The sequence below is a fragment of the Nocardioides sp. genome (genome assembly GCF_047607185.1).
GTDB lineage: Bacteria > Actinomycetota > Actinomycetes > Propionibacteriales > Nocardioidaceae > Nocardioides.
Map to the genome: position 1 here is coordinate 1 of NZ_JASGDQ010000032.1, position 16,524 is coordinate 16,524.

Genomic DNA, 16,524 nt, shown 5'->3' on the forward strand with positions numbered 1-16,524 from the left:
CGGCCTCGGGGGCGAGTGTCTCCGGTGAGGTCACGGTGACCTTGACGAAGGGGAAGAAGGCCAAGTCGGTCACCGCCACGCTGACGGCCGGCAAGGCCGTGGTGAAGCTGCCCCGGCTGGCCAAGGGCAAGTGGAAGGCGAGTGTCGCCTACGCGGGTGACACCGCTTTCGAGTCGGCCACCTCGAAGGTCGTGACGATCAAGGTCAAGAAGAAGTAGCAGCACCGCACGCCACCGGCGGTCCGGGCACCCTGCCTCGACGGGGCGGGTGCCCGGGCCGTACGGCGTTCGAGCAACAGAGAAGGTCCCATGCCACATTCGATCCACCCGCATGACTCGCGCCGCTCTGGCCGCGTGCTGGTGCCGGCGGTCCTGGTGCTGCTCGCCGCTGCCATGCTCTTCCTGCTGCCGACGGGGCCGGCCCGGGCTGCCGACACCGACACGGACACCGTCGAGGTGAGCGGCACCGTCGAGCTGTCGTGCACCTCGTTCATCAACGCAGCGGCGTGGACGGCCAGCATCGACGTCCAGACCGAGCTCCCCGCCTCCCTGACGCCGGGCGAGACCGTCGCGGCGCGTCCGGTCACCTATGCGATCAACGTCGGCAACGTCTTCAGCGTCGCCGCGGCGCGGGGGACGGCGTGGACCATGAACAGCGTGCGGCTCGGACTCTCGGACCCCTATCTCGAACTCCTGGTCGACGGGGTCAGCGCCGATGCCGTCAAGGGCGAGACCTTCCTGTCCGAGTGGATCGACCTCACCGAGCGTCGCGACGACCTCGACGACGAACTGATCGCGACTACCGAGACGACCCTGCCCGCCTTCGTGGTCCCCGAGAACGCCGAGACCTCGATCGAGCTCGCCCTCGGTGCCCCGGTCAAGCTCTACTACGACTGGGTCTCCATGGATCTTCCGGACCGGGACGCCGAGGAGGCGGAGTTCCAGGGCTGCACCGCGACCAGTGCCACCTTCGGCACCGCGACGGTGACCCCGCAGACCACCTCGGCGACCGAGGTGGCGACGAAGACGCTGACCAAGACGGTCTCCTACAGTTGCTATCTCTCCGGTTCCTCGGTCACCACCGCGGTGAGCATCACCGCCGCGGCGACCGTCCCGGAGCGGGTCGCGCCGGGCTCGAAGGTGCGGGTGCCGGTGCAGTTCTCGATCGGGCTGCCGGCCCTGCTCATCGACGTCGCGTCGGCGTACGGCGAGTTCGAGACGTACTGGGGCTATAGCGACAATCTCGAACTCAATGCCACCGTCGCCGCCACGACCACGGCCTACCGCTTCCCACGGGTCTCCGCGACCGGGACCCTGCCGGCCAGTGGCGCCTTCACCGCCGAGGCCAGCTCCACCGCTGTCCGTGTCGAGGTGCCCTCCGAGGTCACCTCGGGGACGGTGGATCTCTCGCTGCCCACGGCCGAGCAGATCGAGCACCCGCGCACCGACATCGGGGGCCGGATCTCCTTCACGATGAACGCCCAGCTCTACAGCCCTGCCTATGCGACCCCGTTGTACGCGATCTTGGTCTGCACCGCTCCGGCCGGGGCCGACCTGAGCCTGGGCAGCATGACCATCGACCCCGATGTCGAGGTGGTCACCGACGAGGAGGTCGTGATCGACAACGAGGAGGTCGAGGTCCTCACCCAGGACACCCCGAGCGGTGATCTGTGGGTGGAGGTCTCCACCGCGTCGCTCAACTCCGGCGCGTCGCGTTTCACGGCCCGGGTCAGCAACGCCGCCAAGCAGGTGATGCTGACCAGCGCGGTCAAGGGCTCGAGCGGGAAGATCGCCTCGGTGACCTCGACCGCGGCGGGCACCGCGAAGGTCAAGGTCGACCTCGCGAAGCTGAAGCTGGCCGACGGCAAGCACACCCTGGTCGTCACCGAGCCGCTGACCCAGCGCACCGGCAAGGTCCGGTTCACGGTGGCCGATGGCCGGCTGGCGGGCGGCAGCACCTCCTCCTCCTTGACCACGACGATCTCGAGCTCGCTGCCGGCCGGGGACCTGGCCGGAGATCTGGGCGGGGACGCCTTCGCCGAGGCCGCCGCTGCGCCCGAGGTCGCCACCGTGCCGGTGGAGACGAGCGGCACGGTGCCGGTCGTGGTGCCGGCTGCTGCCGATCTGGCCGTGGTCGCCGCGCCGTTGGCCGGGGCCGGGGAGGAGGGGGGCGAACCCCCGCTCGCGCCGTGGCTGTGGGGGATCGCGGCCGTGGTCGCGGTGGGCGTCCGGGTGATCGTGGGCCAGCACGTCACCGCGGTACGACGACTGCGGGAGCAGGCCGACGGATGAGCTCTGACGCTGCGCTCGCGGTCGAGGCAGCCGAAGTGCGCAAGTCCTACCTGAGTGCCCTCGGCGAGCGGGTCGTCGCCCTCGACGGCGTCGACCTGACCGTCGCGCGCGGCGAGATGGTCGCCATCATGGGCCCGTCCGGGTCGGGCAAGTCGACGCTGCTCAACGTGCTCGCCGGACTCGACCGCGCCGACCAGGGCCGCATCCTGATCGGCGGCACCGACATCACCCGGCTCTCCGACCGCCGGCTGACCCGGCTGCGTCGTACCCGGGTCGGGTTCGTCTTCCAGGGCTTCAACCTGCTGCCGCAGCTGACCGCCCGGCAGAACATCGTGCTGCCCCTGGAGCTGGCCCGCCGCCGGGCCGACACCGCGCGACTCGACGAGCTGGTCGCCGTACTCGGCCTCGGCGACCGCCTCGAGCACCGGCCCGGCGAGCTGTCGGGCGGCCAACAGCAGCGAGTGGCCGTCGCCCGGGCGCTGTTGCCCCGGCCCGACATCGTCTTCGCCGACGAGCCGACCGGCGCGCTCGACTCCCAGAGCAGCGCCGAACTGCTCGGCTTCCTGCGGCGCGCCGTCGACACCGAGGGCCAGTCGGTCGTGCTGGTCACCCACGACCAGGACGCCGCCCGCTGGGCCGACCGGATCGTCCGGATCGCCGACGGCCGGGCCACCAGCCCGGCCGACGTCGCGGCGCTCCCATGATCGCGCTCAAGCTCGCCTGGGAGTCGCTGCGCGCCAGCCTGGCGCGCACCGTCGCAGTCGGCGTCGCGGTCGGTGTCGGCGCCTGCCTGCTGAGCCTGACCAGCATCCTCGGCGACACCGCCGGCGAGGCGGTCTCCCGGGGGCTCTACTCCGAGTACGGCGCCGCCGACGTGGTCGTCCAGGCGGGGGTCCGCGACGAGGGCGCCGGCACCCTCGACGACACCGCGGGCGCACAGCTCGAGACCGGCCAGGTCGCCAGGATCGCGGCACTTCCCGGGGTGAGCCAGGCCAGCGGGCTGGTGCGGGCCAGTGCCGTGGTCCGTACCGGCGAGGGTGCCGAGGAGGTGCGCGGCATCAGCGTGGAGAGTCTGCTCGACCCCGGGCTGCGCTGGCAGCGACTGGAGAGCGGCTCCTGGCCTGCCACCGACACCCAGATCGCGCTCTCGGCGCAGACCGCCGCCGCGCTGGGCGTCGGCATCGGCGAGGAGCTGCTGGTGGGCAAGCGCGGCGTCGAGCCGGGCACGATGACCGTCACCGGCCTGGTCGACACCCGCGGCTCGGTGCGTCACGACGGCGTCGCCTACGGCATCGTCGGCGAGGCAGGCGCCCGTCGGCTGGCCGGGATCGAGGGGATCAGCGAGGTCAGGGTCGCCGTCACCGCCGGAACCAGTCCCGAGCAGGTCGTCGACGCCGTCAACGCCCTCTCCCCGGGCGGCTGGCCGATGACCGTCGCCGAGGCCGCCGGCAGCACCGCCGACCTGTTCGAATCCGGCCTGGACGCCATCGCCCAGGCGGTACGCGTGCTGGTCGGGGTCTCCTTCCTGGTGACCGCGCTGGTCCTCGCCACGACCTACACCATCACCCTGAGCGCCCGCAGCCGCGCGCTCGCGCTGCTGCGCTGCGTGGGCGCCACCCGCGCCCAGGTCTTCGGCTCGGTCGTGGTCGAGACCCTCCTGGTCGGGCTGGCGGCCGGCGCGGCCGGCGTCCTGGTCGCGGTGCTGATCGGCTACGGCGCCGTACCTCTGCTGCACCGGCGGCTCTCGGGCATCTCCGCCGAGGTGGTCACGGTCTCGCCGAGCGGCGCGATCCTGCTGCCCGTCCTGGCCGCCGCGGTGCTGACCGTGCTCGCCGGCCTGCTGCCCGCCTGGCGCGGGGCCCGGGTCCCGGCCGTCGCCGCGCTCGGCGTCGACGTCGGCCACGCGGCACCCCGGCGGGTGCCGAGGTCGCGGCTGGTCGGCGTCGTCGTGGCGGCCGCGGCCGGGATCGCGCTGCTGCTCACCGGTGCCGGCGCCCTTCCCCGCGCCGGGCTCGGGGTCGCCCTGCTCGCCGTCGGCCTGGTCGCGGCGATGCCGCTGCTGGTCCGCGCCGGTGCTGCGCTCGCCGGACTGCTGGGCCGGCTGCTGCGCTGGCCGACCGGCATCCTGGTGGCCGCCAATGTGGCCCGCAACCCGCGCCGCAGCGGCGCCATCGCCCTAACCGTCCTGGTCGGCTGCCTGCTGTGCAGCGCCTCCTGGGTCGCGCTGGACTCGCTGCGGGCCACCGCGCTGCAGCGCGTCTCCGACAAGCCGTCGATCGACGTCATCGTCGGCGACGCCGCCGGGTCCGGCACGCTCTCGGCCGACACCCCGACCCGGCTGGCCGCCATCGCGGGAGTCGAGGCGGTGCAGCCGGTCCGGGTCAGCGACGAGATCACCATGACCGGCACCGCCGCCGTCATCGCCGACACCAACCAGGACATCGACGAGCTCGACGACCTGGCCGGCGAGGGGCTCGGCGTGAGCCGCGACGACGGCACCGCCAGCTGGGCGGTCTCCGTCGCCGCACTGACCCAGAGCTGGCTCGACGCGGTCAGCCACGTCCCCTACGACCTGACGGGGACCATGGACGACCGGACCGTCTACCTCGAGGCCAGCGCCTACCCGCCGTTCGACGACTCCCGGCCGGTCGCTCTCGCCGGCCCGCTCGGTCAGGTGAGGGACGTCCGGGTCGTCTACGTCGCCAACCTCCCGGTGCCGGCCATGGTGACCCCGGCGCTCTTCGAGCGGCTCGCCGCCACCAGCGTGCTCCGCGCCGCCTGGGTCAGGACCGATGCAGGCGCCGACCGGGCCGCGCTGCTCGGCCTGGTCCGTGCCCAGGCGGTGCTCGACGCCGACCAGGCCGTCACCGGGACGCTGCCGGTCGCCCTGCGCATCGACGGCGCCGTCGACCTCGTCGCGGCCGTCGTCACCGCGCTGCTCGGCGTGGCCGTCGCCATCTCGCTGATCGGCGTCGCCAACGCGCTCGCCCTCTCGGTGGTCGAGCGACGGCAGGAGAACGCGCTGCTCCGGGCGCTCGGCCTGGACCGCGAGCAGCTCGGCGGCCTGCTGGTGGGCGAGGCGACGCTGCTGACCCTGCTCGGCGCGGTGCTCGGGGTCGCCGGGGGAGTCGGGCTCGGCCTGTTCGCCGTCCACCTCGCCGCCGACGCCTTCGCCCTCACCGCCGTGGTCGCGATGCCGGTGCTGGTCCTGGCGCTCGGCGTCGTCGTCATGGTCACCGCCGGACGAAGCGCCACCGCCCTGCCCGCCGCCCGCGCCGCCCGCCTCACCCCCGCCCGTGGACTGGCCGCCTGATGAGCCCGTCGTCCGCACCATTGGGAGAACCGATGCCCCGCACCCGCCGTCACCCCCGGTCCCTGCTGGCCGGAGCCTTCGCCGCCGCCCTCACCGCGCCCCTCGTCGCGCTGGCGCCGGCCCACGCCGAGCAGGTCGTCAAGCAGGCGTCGTACACCTGCCAGATCGCCGGCGTGCCCGGTGAGAGCACCGTGGGCATCCTGCTGCGGGTCGAGCTTCCCGAGAGCCTCACCCCCGGGCAGAAGGTGTCGATCAAGGGCCGGATCACCCTGCGTCTCCCGGAGAACGTCAAGGCCGCCGCCGACGCCGCCGAGCTGACCCACGTGCAGGGCTACTCCGACACCGTGACGCTGCCGGTCACCATCGGCGGCAAGACGACGCTGGTGCGGACCTCGCGGATCCAGACCCCGAAGGTCGCGATCGGCAAGCCCTTCACGGTCTCGGCCCCGCTCAGCGTGCCCGCCTTCACGATCCCCGACGACGCCAGCGGCGACGTGGTCATCGAGCTGCCGCGCAATGGCACCGTCGCCAACCCCAAGGACGGCGGCTCGCCGGCCAAGGTCGCCTTCACCGCGATGTCGACGGTGTACGGCGAGGGGGGCTCGCAGTCGATCGGGCTGTTCTGCTACTACAAGACCGACATCGACCGGGTGATCGCCCGGATCCCGGTCGCTGCCACCTCGGCCACCACTCCAGCGGCGACCGCTTCGGCCACCTCGTCGGCCACCTCGTCGGCCTCAGCGACCGCCGTACCGACCGACGCCGGGTCGACCGGACCGGCCCCCGACGGTGCTTCCGCACCGGTGGCGACGGTGACGGTCACCGCGGCGGCCAGCCCGGAGCCGACCCTGGACCCGACCGTCGAGGCCTTCCGGGCCAGTGCCGCCGACGACCCGGACCGCGACGGCGTCTTCGTCCCCGAACAGGCGCTGATCGCGGCCGGGGTCGGCGTCCTCGCCCTCGCGCTGCTCTACGCCTTCCTCGCCAATCGCCGGCTGCGACTGCTGGGCAGGCGGTCCCGGGAGCCCTGAGCAGGCTCGTGGTCCCTTCCGTGGAACCCTAGGGTCCATGTCCGATCCCAGCCTCGCCGTCCTGGTGCTGCTCGGGGTGGCGGCGCTGGCGGCCGGGTTCGTCGACTCGGTGGTGGGTGGCGGTGGGCTGATCCAGCTCCCCGCGCTGCTGCTCGGGATGCCGCACGCCGCGCCGGTCGAGATCCTGGCGACCAACAAGCTCGGCTCCATCTGCGGTACGACGGTCAGCTCGGCGACCTACTACCGCCGGATCAGGCCCGACCCGAGGACGTTCGGGCCGCTGATGCTGTTCGCCTTCCTCGGCTCGGCCGCCGGCGCGGTGATCGGCTCCCACATCCCCAGGGACGCGTTCTCGCCGATCGTGCTGGTCGCGCTGATCGTGGTGGGCGCCTATGTGCTGTTCAAGCCCTCACTGGGCGAGATCACCGAACTGCGCTTCACCGGCCGCCACCACACCGCGGGCGCCATCGGCATCGGCGCCGTGGTGGGCTGCTACGACGGCGCGCTCGGGCCGGGCACCGGCTCCTTCTTCGTCATCGGCCTGGTCGGGCTGCTGGGCTACTCGTTCCTGGAGGGTTCGGCCAAGGCCAAGCTCGCCAACTGGGCCACCAATCTCGCCGCCCTCGCCGTCTTCCTGCCGCAGGGCGCGATCCTCTGGCGGGTCGGCCTGGTGATGGGCGTCTGCAACCTGGTCGGCGGCTACCTCGGCGCCCGTACCGCGGTCGCCCGCGGCGCCGGCTTCGTGCGGGCGTTCTTCATCGTGGTCGTCGCCGGCTTCATCGTCCGGATCGGCGGCGAGCTGCTCGGCTGGTGGAGCTGAGTGGTCACTTCTTTAAGCACTCTCTTAAGAGGATCGGCGAAAGGATGACGTCAGGCCGCGCCGCGGCCTAGAGTGCCGTGCTGGGGGCCACAGTCGAGGAGGTCGTGTGCAGGTTCCGGCCCCGGTCGAATACGAGCGGGCGACGAGTGTCCAGCACGCGATCGGGCTCCTCGAGCGGCTGGGCGAGGAGGCTCGCGTCATCGCCGGCGGGCACAGCCTGCTGCCGATGATGAAGCTGCGGCTCGCCAACCCGGAGTACCTCGTCGACATCAACGACCTGCACGCCGAGCTCGGCTACATCCGGCGAGGGCGCGGCGAGGTCAGGATCGGCGCGATGACCCGCCACCGCGAGCTGCTGGAGTCCGAGCTGCTGCGCGAGCTGTTCCCGATCTTCCACGACGCCGAGTCGGTGATCGCCGACCCGCCGGTGCGCAACCGTGGCACCCTGGGCGGCTCGCTGTGCCAGGCCGACCCCTCGGAGGACCTCTCCAGCGTCTGCACCACCCTCGGTGCCAGCTGCGTGATCCGGGGCGCGGCGGGGGAGCGGGTGGTCAGCATGGAGGAGTTCCACCGGGGTCCCTACCAGACCGCCGTCGGCCCCGCCGAGCTGCTCACCGAGGTCCGTGTCCCGCTGCGACCGGGCGGCGGCAGCGCCTACGCCAAGGTCGACCGGCGGGCCGGCGACTGGGCAGTGGTCGCGGCCGGCGCCGCCATCTGGATCCGGGACGGCCTGATCACCGACGCCCGCGTCGGGCTGGCCGCGGTCGGCCCCAACACCACCGGCATCCCGGAGATCTCCGCAACGCTCACCGGCCGACCGCCCGACGAGGCCGCCTTCACCGCTGCCGGGGAGATCGCCGCGCGGTCCTGCCACCCGGTCACCGACGGCCGCGGCAGCGCCGACTACAAGCGCCATCTCGCCGCCGAGCTCACCCGTCGTACCCTCCGCGTCGCCGCCGAGAGAGCGATCTAGATGGAGGTCTCGCTCTTCGTCAACGGCGAGTACGTCATCCGCGAGGTCGAGGCGCGGCTGCTGCTGGTGCACTTCCTGCGCGACGAGCTCGGCCTGACCGGCACCCACTGGGGCTGCGACACCACCAATTGCGGCGCCTGCGTGGTGCTCTACGACGACGAGCCGGTCAAGTCCTGCACCGTGCTCACCGCGATGGCCGGCGGTCACGACGTGCGCACCGTGGAGAGCCTGGAGGTCGACGGCACCCTCGACCCGGTGCAGCAGGGGTTCATGGAGTGTCACGGCCTGCAGTGCGGGTTCTGCACGCCCGGGATGCTGATGAGCGCCCGGGCGCTGCTCGACCGCAGCCCCGATCCCACCGACCACGAGATCCGCGAGGCGATCTCCGGGCAGATCTGCCGGTGCACCGGCTATGCCAGCATCGTCAAGTCGATCCGGTGGGCGGCCGACACCGAGAGGGGAGTGCTGTGACCGCCACCGCCCCGATGGGCCACGGCCGGATGCTCCGCAAGGAGGACCGCCGCTTCGTGCGCGGCCTGGGCCGGTTCACCGACGACGTACGACTCCCCGGGATGCTCCACCTCGCCATCCTGCGCAGCCCGGTCGCCCACGCCCGCATCGCCCACCTCGACACCACCGCCGCGCAGATGCACCCGAAGGTCAGGGCCGTCGTGACCGGGGCCGACCTCGAGGCCCGTGGCATCGCCTGGATGCCCACCCTGGCCGGCGACCGGCAGGCGGTGCTGGCCACCGACAAGGTCCGCTTCCAGGGCCAGGAGATCGCCTTCGTGGTGGCCGAGGACCGCTACAGCGCTCGTGACGCGCTCGAGCTCATCGACATCGAGTACGACGTGCTGCCGCCGGTCGTCGACGCCCGGCACGCCCTCGACCCCGACGCCCCGATCATCCGCGACGACATCGCCGGCAAGCAGAGCAACCACATCTTCGACTGGGAGACCGGCGATCCGATCGCCACCGAGGCGGCCTTCCGCGCCGCCGAGGTGACGATCAGCCAGGAGATCCTGTTCCCCCGGGTCCATCCGGCGCCGCTGGAGACCTGCGCCGCCGTCGCCGACTGGGACCGGGTCGAGGAGAAGCTGACGCTGTGGTGCACCAGCCAGGCGCCGCACGCCCACCGGGTCGTCTACGCCATGTTCTCCGGCATTCCCGAGCACAAGATCCGCGTGGTCAGCCCCGACGTGGGTGGCGGCTTCGGCAACAAGGTGCCGATCTACCCGGGCTACGTCTGCGCCATCGCCGCCTCGATGATCACCTCGCAACCGGTCAAGTGGGCCGAGGACCGCACCGAGAGCCTGACCGCCGGCGCCTTCGCCCGCGACTACGTCATGACCGGCGAGATCGCCGCCACCCGATCGGGGCGGATCCAGGCGATCCGCAGCCACGTGCTCGCCGACCACGGCGCCTTCAACGGCACCGCCGCTCCGCTGCGCTTCCCGGGCGGCTTCTTCGGCGTCTTCACCGGCTCCTACGACCTGCAGGCCGCCTACTGCTCGATGACCGCGGTCCACACCAACAAGGCCCCCGGCGGCGTCGCCTACTCCTGCTCGTTCCGGATCGCGGAGGCGGTCTACCTCGTCGAGCGGATGGTCGACCTGCTTGCCCGCGAGCTCGACCTGGACCCGGTCGAGCTGCGGCTGAGGAACTTCATCCAGCCCGACCAGTTCCCCTACACCTCCCGCACCGGCTGGGTCTACGACTCCGGCGACTACGAGCGGGCCATCCGCGAGGCGATGCGGATCGCCGGGTACGACGACCTGCGGGCCGAGCAGGCCGAGAAGCGCTCGCGCGGGGAGCTCATGGGCATCGGCGTCTCGTTCTTCACCGAGGCGGTCGGCGCCGGCCCACGCCGCGACATGGACATGCTCGGCCTGGCGATGGCCGACGGCTGTGAGGTGCGGATCCATCCCACCGGCAAGGCCGTCGTACGTCTCTCCGTGCAGACGCAGGGACAGGGCCACGAGACCACCTTCGCCCAGCTGGTCGCCGAGGAGATCGGCATCAGCCCCGACGACATCGAGGTCGTGCACGGCGACACCGACACCACCCCGTTCGGGCTCGGCACCTACGGCAGCCGTTCCACGCCCGTCTCCGGCGCGGCGGCGGTGCTGGCGACCCGCAAGGTGCGCGAGAAGGCCCGGCTGATCGCCGCGCACCTGCTGGAGGTCGCGCCGGAGGATCTGGAGTGGCAGAAGGGGGAGTTCCACGTCCGCGGCGTGCCCGGCACCAGCGTCACCATCGCCGAGATCGCCCGGCGCGCCTACGGGCCCGGCGACCTGCCCGAGGGGGTGGACGGGTCGCTGGAGGCCGAGGTCACCTACAGCCCCGACAACCTCACCTATCCGTTCGGCGCCTACATCTGCGTCGTCGACGTCGACCCCGGCACCGCCCAGGTCAAGGTGCGCCGCTTCGTCGCCGTCGACGACTGCGGCACCCGGATCAACGAGATGATCGTGGAGGGACAGATCCACGGCGGCCTCACCGACGGCGTCGGGATGGCGCTGATGGAGTTCATCGGCTTCGACGAGCACGGCACCTGCCTCAACGCCTCGCTGATGGACTACCTCATCCCCACCGCGCTGGAGGTGCCCGACTGGGAGACCGGCGCCACCTACACGCCCTCGCCCCATCACCCGATCGGCGCCAAGGGAGTGGGGGAGTCGGCTACCGTCGGCTCGCCACCCGCTGTCGTCAACGCGGTGATGGACGCGCTGGCGCCGCTCGGCGTCCGGCACGCCGACATGCCGCTCACGCCCTCGCGGGTGTGGGAGGCGATCCAGGAAGCCACCCGGAAAGGACACGAGTGACTCCCACCCAGCTCCGTGCCTTCGCCACCGTCGTCAGGCTGGGCTCGGTCAAGGCCGCCGCGGAGAGCCTCGACGTCACCGAGGCGGCGGTCTCGCTCCACGTCGGCCAGCTCCGCAAGGAGCTCGGTGACCAGCTCTTCAGCCGCACCGGCTCCGGGCTCGCCTTCACCCCCGGCGGGCTGCGACTGGCGAGCCGGGCCGTGGAGCTGCTCGGCCTGCAGGACCGCACCGTGCTGGAGGTCCGCGAGGCCGGCGCCGGGCGTCGGCTGCTGCGGCTGGCCGCCTCCAGCCTGTTCGCCGAGCACGCCGCGCCCGGGCTGATCGGGAGGTTCGCCGACCGGGCCCGGGACCTCGACGTGGAGCTGTCGGTGCACCGCGCCGCCGACTTCGAGCAACTGCTGGTCACCCGCACCGTCGACGCCACCATCGGCCCCCGGCCCGCCACGACCGAGGGCGTCGTCAGGTCGACACTCTTCCTCAACTACCAGATCTGGGCGGTGGCCGCGCCCACCCACCCGATCAACCGGGCGACCCCGGCGCCGAACGTGCTCCGCGACCAGGTGTGGGTGCTCGGCCCCGCCGCGGCCGAGGACTCCGGCGTCGTACCCGCGATGCTGCACCGGCTCGGCGTCCCCGAGAGCAAGCAGCAGATCTTCCAGAGTCACGCCGCCGCGCTGGACGAGGCCAAGCGGGGACGCGGCATCGCGCTGGCGCTCTCCTTCGTCGCCCAGCCTGACATCGCCCGGGGCGCATTGGTGCAGCTGCCCGGCCGGCTCACCCAGGCTCAGGGGTCCTGGAACGTCTCCATCCTCGGCGGCGGGCGGGCCACCCCGGCCGCCGAGGAGATGGCACGCTTCGTCACCACGCCACGGGCCACCCAGGCCATGCTCCGGGGCCGTGCCATCGCCCATGGCCGGTTCAAGCCGGCGGTCCACGTGACGCTGTGGTCGTGAGGACTGGCGGCGGGCGGCGGAGGCTAAGACATCTATTGATCCTCCGTTGAAAACGGCTGTGACCCGGGGCACAGTCAGCCTCGTCAGGGGATGGACGAGCCTGTCCTCCCCTGCTCGCCGGAGAGGAGACGGACGTGGCAGTCGAGTCCGACGGGCACAGCCGCGGCAACCCCCGGATGTATGAGCTCTTCGAGAGCGCGCCGCCGAACCCGCCGAAGGGCAGCGGCAAGTCCCCGACCATCCGGGCCTTCCCGCAGGTCATCGACTTCCTGAAGGTCTCCGGCCAGCCGGTGCAGGGGCCGTGGCCGCCGCACCAGCAGCCGCGTCCCGATCCCGACGACGTCGAGGCCGGCCCGATCGCGGTGCCCGACCCGCAGTCCCAGCCCAGGCACAGCACCGAGTCCGCCGGCACGGAAGGCCAGTGATGTATCCCTCCCGCTTCCGCTACGAGGCGCCGCGCAGCGTCGAGGAGGCCATCGCGTTCCTCCACGAGGGCGCCGGCGAGGCCAAGGTGCTGGCCGGCGGCCAGAGCCTGGTGCCACTGCTCAAGCTCCGGTTCGCCGCGCCCGAGCTGCTCGTCGACATCAACAACATCCCCGAGCTCTCCTACTACCGCGCCGAGCCCGACGGCACCCTCCGGTTCGGGGCGCTGGCCCGGCACGGCCAGCTCGAGCGCTGGGCCGAGCTGGCCGCGGTGCAGCCGGTCGCAGCCGCGGCGGTGCCGCTGATCGCCGACCCGATCGTGCGCTCCCGCGGCACCCTGGTCGGCTCGCTGTGCCATGCCGACCCGCAGGGGGACTGGTCGGCGGTGGTGACCGCGCTGGGCGGCTATGTCATCGCCCAGGGCCTGGGCGGCAGCCGGCAGATCCCGATCGCCGACTTCGTCACCGGCCCCTTCCAGAACACCCTCCGGTACGACGAGCTGGCGGTCGAGGCGGTCATCCCGGCGGCCAAGGGCAAGGTCGAGGGCGGCTTCCTCAAGCTGGAGCGCCGGGTCGGCGACTTCGCCACCGCCGGCACCGCCATCGGCCTGGAGCTCGACGGCGCCACCGTGATCCGCGCCGGCATCGCGCTGACCGGCGTCGGCAGCCGCACCATCAACGCCGTCGACGCGGCGAGCGTCCTGGTGGGCGGCACCCTGGACGGCGCCTCCGTCGCCCGGGCTGCCGAGCTCGCCGCTGAGGTCGCCGAGCCGGGCTCGGACCACCGCGGCAGCGCGGCGTACAAGAAGCACGTCATCCACACCTTCGTGACCCGGATCCTGACCCGGATCGCCGAGACCGAGGAGCGCAGCGCGGCATGAGCGAGCTTGCGAGCGAATCATCGGCAGCATGCCGGCCACGAGCGCAGCGAGAGGCCAGCTCATGAGCAGTCTCTTCGAGGAGATCCCGGTCGACTCGGTCGGCGAGGTGCCCACCCGCCGGGTGACCATCACCGTCAACGGCCAGCGTCGCGCCGCCGAGATCGAGCCCCGGCTGCTGCTGGCCCACCTGCTGCGGCAGGGCTTCAAGCTGACCGGCACCCATACCGGCTGCGACACCACCAACTGCGGCGCCTGCACGGTGCTCTTCGACGGACACCCGGTCAAGAGCTGCACCATGCTCGCGGTGCAGGCCGACGGCCACGAGGTGCGCACCGTCGAGGGCCTGGCCAGCAGCCAGCAGCTCAGCCCGGTGCAGGAGGGCTTCAAGCAGGAGCACGGCCTCCAGTGCGGCTTCTGCACGCCCGGCATGATGATGGCCGCCACCGCCCTGCTGGAGGAGAACGACGACCCCACCGAGGACGAGGTCAGGTTCGCGCTCTCCGGCAACCTGTGCCGCTGCACCGGCTACCAGAACATCGTCAAGGCCGTGCTGTGGGCCGCCGCCAAGAAGCGCGGCGCGGCTCCGGCGTCGGAGGAGGAGTGAGGCGATGACGACGACACAAGACCGCCCGGCACCGCTCGACGAGATCAAGATCGGCGGCCTCGGCAGCAGCCGCCGCCGGGTCGAGGACAACCGCTTCATCCGCGGCCGGGGCAACTACATCGACGACGTGGTGCTGCCCGGGATGCTCCACATGGAGATCCTGCGCAGCCCGATCGCGCACGGCCGCATCAAGAGCATCGACGTGTCCAAGGCCTATGCCATCCCCGGCGTACGGCTGGTCATCACCGGCGAGATGATGGCGACCCGCAACCTCGCCTGGATGCCGACGCTGTCCTATGACACCCAGGCGGTGCTGGCCACCGACAAGGTCCGCTTCCAGGGCCAGGAGGTCGCCGCCGTCATCGCCGACGACCCCTACATCGCCAAGGACGGCTGCGAGGCCATCGTCGTCGACTACGAGCAGCTGCCGCCCATCGTCAACCCGACCCAGGCCCAGGCCGCCGACGCGCCGCTGATCCGCGACGACAAGGAGAGCCAGGCCGACAACGTCTGCTTCACCTGGCAGGTCGGCGACAAGGAGAACACCGAGAAGGCGTTCGCACAGGCCGACGTGGTCTCCAAGATCGACCTGCACTACCCGCGCACCCACCCCTCGCCGCTGGAGTGCTGCGGCTCGGTCGCCGACTTCGACCGCGCCACCGGCAAGCTCACCGTCTACATGACGAGCCAGGCGCCGCACATCGTGCGCGCCGCCGTGGCGCTGATCGCCGAGCTGCCCGAGCACATGATCCGGATCATCTCCCCCGACCTCGGCGGCGGCTTCGGCAACAAGGTGCCGGTCTACCCGGGCTATGTCGTCTCCATCCTGGCCTCGATCCTCACCGAGAGGCCGGTGAAGTGGATCGAGGACCGCACCGGCAACCTGATCTCGACCGGCTTCGGCCGCGACGTCTACCTCCACGGCGAGGTGGCGATGCGCAACGACGGCAAGATCCTCGCGGTCAAGATGAACACCGTCTCCGACCACGGCGCCTTCTACGCCGACGCCCAGCCGAGCAAGTTCAAGATCGGGCTGATGCACTCGGCCTTCGCCGCCTACGACATCCCCTACGCCTACCTCGACTCGATCGGCTACTACACCAACAAGGCGCCGGGCGGCGTCGCCTACCGGTGCTCGTTCCGGGTGACCGAGGCGATGTTCTTCCAGGAGCGGATGATCCACGCCGCCGCCGACGACGTCGGCATCGACCAGGCGGAGTTCCGCCGCATCAACCTGGTCAAGGACGACGACTTCCCGCACCGGACGCCGTACGGCTTCCTGACCGACTCCGGGCAGTACGAGAAGTGCCTGCGGGTCGGCATGGAGGCGATCGGCTACGACCAGTTCCGCCGCGACCAGGAGGAGGCCCGCAAGCGCGGCCGGCTGCTCGGGCTGGGCATCTCGACGATGACCGAGCCGCTGGGCGCCGGCAACAGCCGGGAGTACGACATCCTGGGCATCAAGATGTTCGACTCCGCCGAGCTGCGGGTCCACATGACCGGCAAGGCGATCCTGCGCACCGGCGCCAAGACGCAGGGCCAGGGCCACGAGACGACCTGGCCGCAGATCGTCGCCCACGAGCTCGGCATCCCGGCCGAGGACATCGTGGTCGAGGAGGGTGACACCGACACCGCGCCCTTCGGCATGGGCACCTACGCCTCCCGCAGCACGCCGGTCGCCGGCGCGGCGGTGGCGATGGCCGCCCGCAAGGTGCGGGCCAAGGCCCGCAAGATCGCCGCCCACCTGCTGGAGGTCTCCGAGGAGGACGTCGAGTGGGAGCTCGGCCGCTTCCACGTCCGCAGCGCGCCCGAGCGCGGGGTGACCATCCAGGAGTGCGCGATGGCCGCCTACGCCAATATGCCCGACGGCATGGAGCCGGGCCTGGAGGCCACCTCCTACTACGACCCGCCCAACCTGACCTGGCCCTTCGCCGCCTACTTCTGCACCGTCGAGATCGATCCGGCGACCGGGGTGTGGGACGTGCTGCGCTTCGTCGCGGTCGACGACTGCGGGGTGCGGATCAACCCGCTGGTGATCGAGGGCCAGATCATGGGCGGCCTCACCGAGGCCTACGCCATGGCCAACATGCAGTTCATCACCTTCGACGTCGACGGCAACTGCATCGGCTCGAACTTCATGGACTTCCTGCTCCCCACCGCCTGGGAGACCCCGGGCTGGGAGCTCCACGAGGTGGTCACCCCGTGCCCGCACCACCCGATCGGCGCCAAGGGCGTCGGCGAGTGCGCCACCGTCGCGGGGCCGGCCGCCTTCGTCAACGCGGTGGTCGACGCGCTCAAGCCGTACGGCGTCCGCAATATCGACATGCCGATGCTGCCGGACCGGGTCTACGAGGCGATCACCACCCGGAGCGACGTCTCCGGCGCGCCGCCGGTGAGGACCGACAGATGAG

General features: G+C 71.9%; 14 protein-coding genes. All 14 read left to right on the forward strand.

The genetic code is table 11. The annotated features are described in order from the left end of the window. Positions 1-218 (forward strand): hypothetical protein (locus QM595_RS02815; RefSeq protein ID WP_415170005.1); only part of this gene is annotated, 218 nt, incomplete at its 5' end. A 90-nt stretch (positions 219-308) separates the two neighbouring features. Next, positions 309-2,291, forward strand: a complete 1,983-nt coding sequence (locus QM595_RS02820; RefSeq protein ID WP_415170006.1) for a DUF6801 domain-containing protein — start codon at positions 309-311, stop codon at positions 2,289-2,291. Further along, positions 2,288-2,995: an ABC transporter ATP-binding protein gene (locus QM595_RS02825; RefSeq protein WP_415170007.1), complete on the forward strand. Its 708-nt coding sequence runs from the start codon at positions 2,288-2,290 to the stop codon at positions 2,993-2,995. Before QM595_RS02820 ends, QM595_RS02825 begins: the two co-directional genes overlap by 4 nt. Then, complete coding sequence (locus QM595_RS02830) at positions 2,992-5,604, forward strand: FtsX-like permease family protein (RefSeq protein ID WP_415170008.1); 2,613 nt, start codon at positions 2,992-2,994, stop codon at positions 5,602-5,604. The genes QM595_RS02825 and QM595_RS02830 overlap by 4 nt, the downstream gene beginning before the upstream one ends. Positions 5,605-5,636: 32 nt before the next feature. Beyond that, on the forward strand, positions 5,637-6,635 hold the full coding sequence (locus QM595_RS02835) for a DUF6801 domain-containing protein (RefSeq protein ID WP_415170009.1): 999 nt from the start codon (positions 5,637-5,639) through the stop codon (positions 6,633-6,635). Between the two features lie 37 nt (positions 6,636-6,672). Further along, a complete protein-coding gene (locus QM595_RS02840) occupies positions 6,673-7,455 on the forward strand; it encodes a TSUP family transporter (RefSeq protein WP_415170010.1) in 783 nt (260 codons plus the stop codon). A gap of 106 nt (positions 7,456-7,561) precedes the next feature. After that, on the forward strand, positions 7,562-8,428 hold the full coding sequence (locus tag QM595_RS02845) for an FAD binding domain-containing protein (RefSeq protein ID WP_415170011.1): 867 nt from the start codon (positions 7,562-7,564) through the stop codon (positions 8,426-8,428). Beyond that, positions 8,429-8,899 (forward strand): (2Fe-2S)-binding protein, encoded by a 471-nt coding sequence (locus tag QM595_RS02850; protein ID WP_415170012.1) that lies wholly within the window; start codon positions 8,429-8,431, stop codon positions 8,897-8,899. Next, a complete protein-coding gene (locus QM595_RS02855; RefSeq protein WP_415170013.1) occupies positions 8,896-11,253 on the forward strand; it encodes an aerobic carbon-monoxide dehydrogenase large subunit in 2,358 nt (785 codons plus the stop codon). Before QM595_RS02850 ends, QM595_RS02855 begins: the two co-directional genes overlap by 4 nt. Beyond that, positions 11,250-12,206, forward strand: coding sequence for a LysR family transcriptional regulator (locus tag QM595_RS02860; RefSeq protein WP_415170014.1), 957 nt, complete (start codon positions 11,250-11,252; stop codon positions 12,204-12,206). Before QM595_RS02855 ends, QM595_RS02860 begins: the two co-directional genes overlap by 4 nt. Positions 12,207-12,340: 134 nt before the next feature. Next, positions 12,341-12,631, forward strand: a complete 291-nt coding sequence (locus tag QM595_RS02865; RefSeq protein WP_415170015.1) for a hypothetical protein — start codon at positions 12,341-12,343, stop codon at positions 12,629-12,631. Beyond that, a complete protein-coding gene (locus QM595_RS02870; protein WP_415170016.1) occupies positions 12,631-13,509 on the forward strand; it encodes an FAD binding domain-containing protein in 879 nt (292 codons plus the stop codon). The genes QM595_RS02865 and QM595_RS02870 overlap by 1 nt, the downstream gene beginning before the upstream one ends. A gap of 61 nt (positions 13,510-13,570) precedes the next feature. Continuing rightward, positions 13,571-14,113 (forward strand): (2Fe-2S)-binding protein, encoded by a 543-nt coding sequence (locus tag QM595_RS02875; RefSeq protein ID WP_415170017.1) that lies wholly within the window; start codon positions 13,571-13,573, stop codon positions 14,111-14,113. Positions 14,114-14,117: 4 nt separating this feature from the next. Next, positions 14,118-16,523 (forward strand): aerobic carbon-monoxide dehydrogenase large subunit, encoded by a 2,406-nt coding sequence (locus QM595_RS02880; protein ID WP_415170018.1) that lies wholly within the window; start codon positions 14,118-14,120, stop codon positions 16,521-16,523. The last annotated feature ends 1 nt before the right edge of the window (position 16,524 follow it).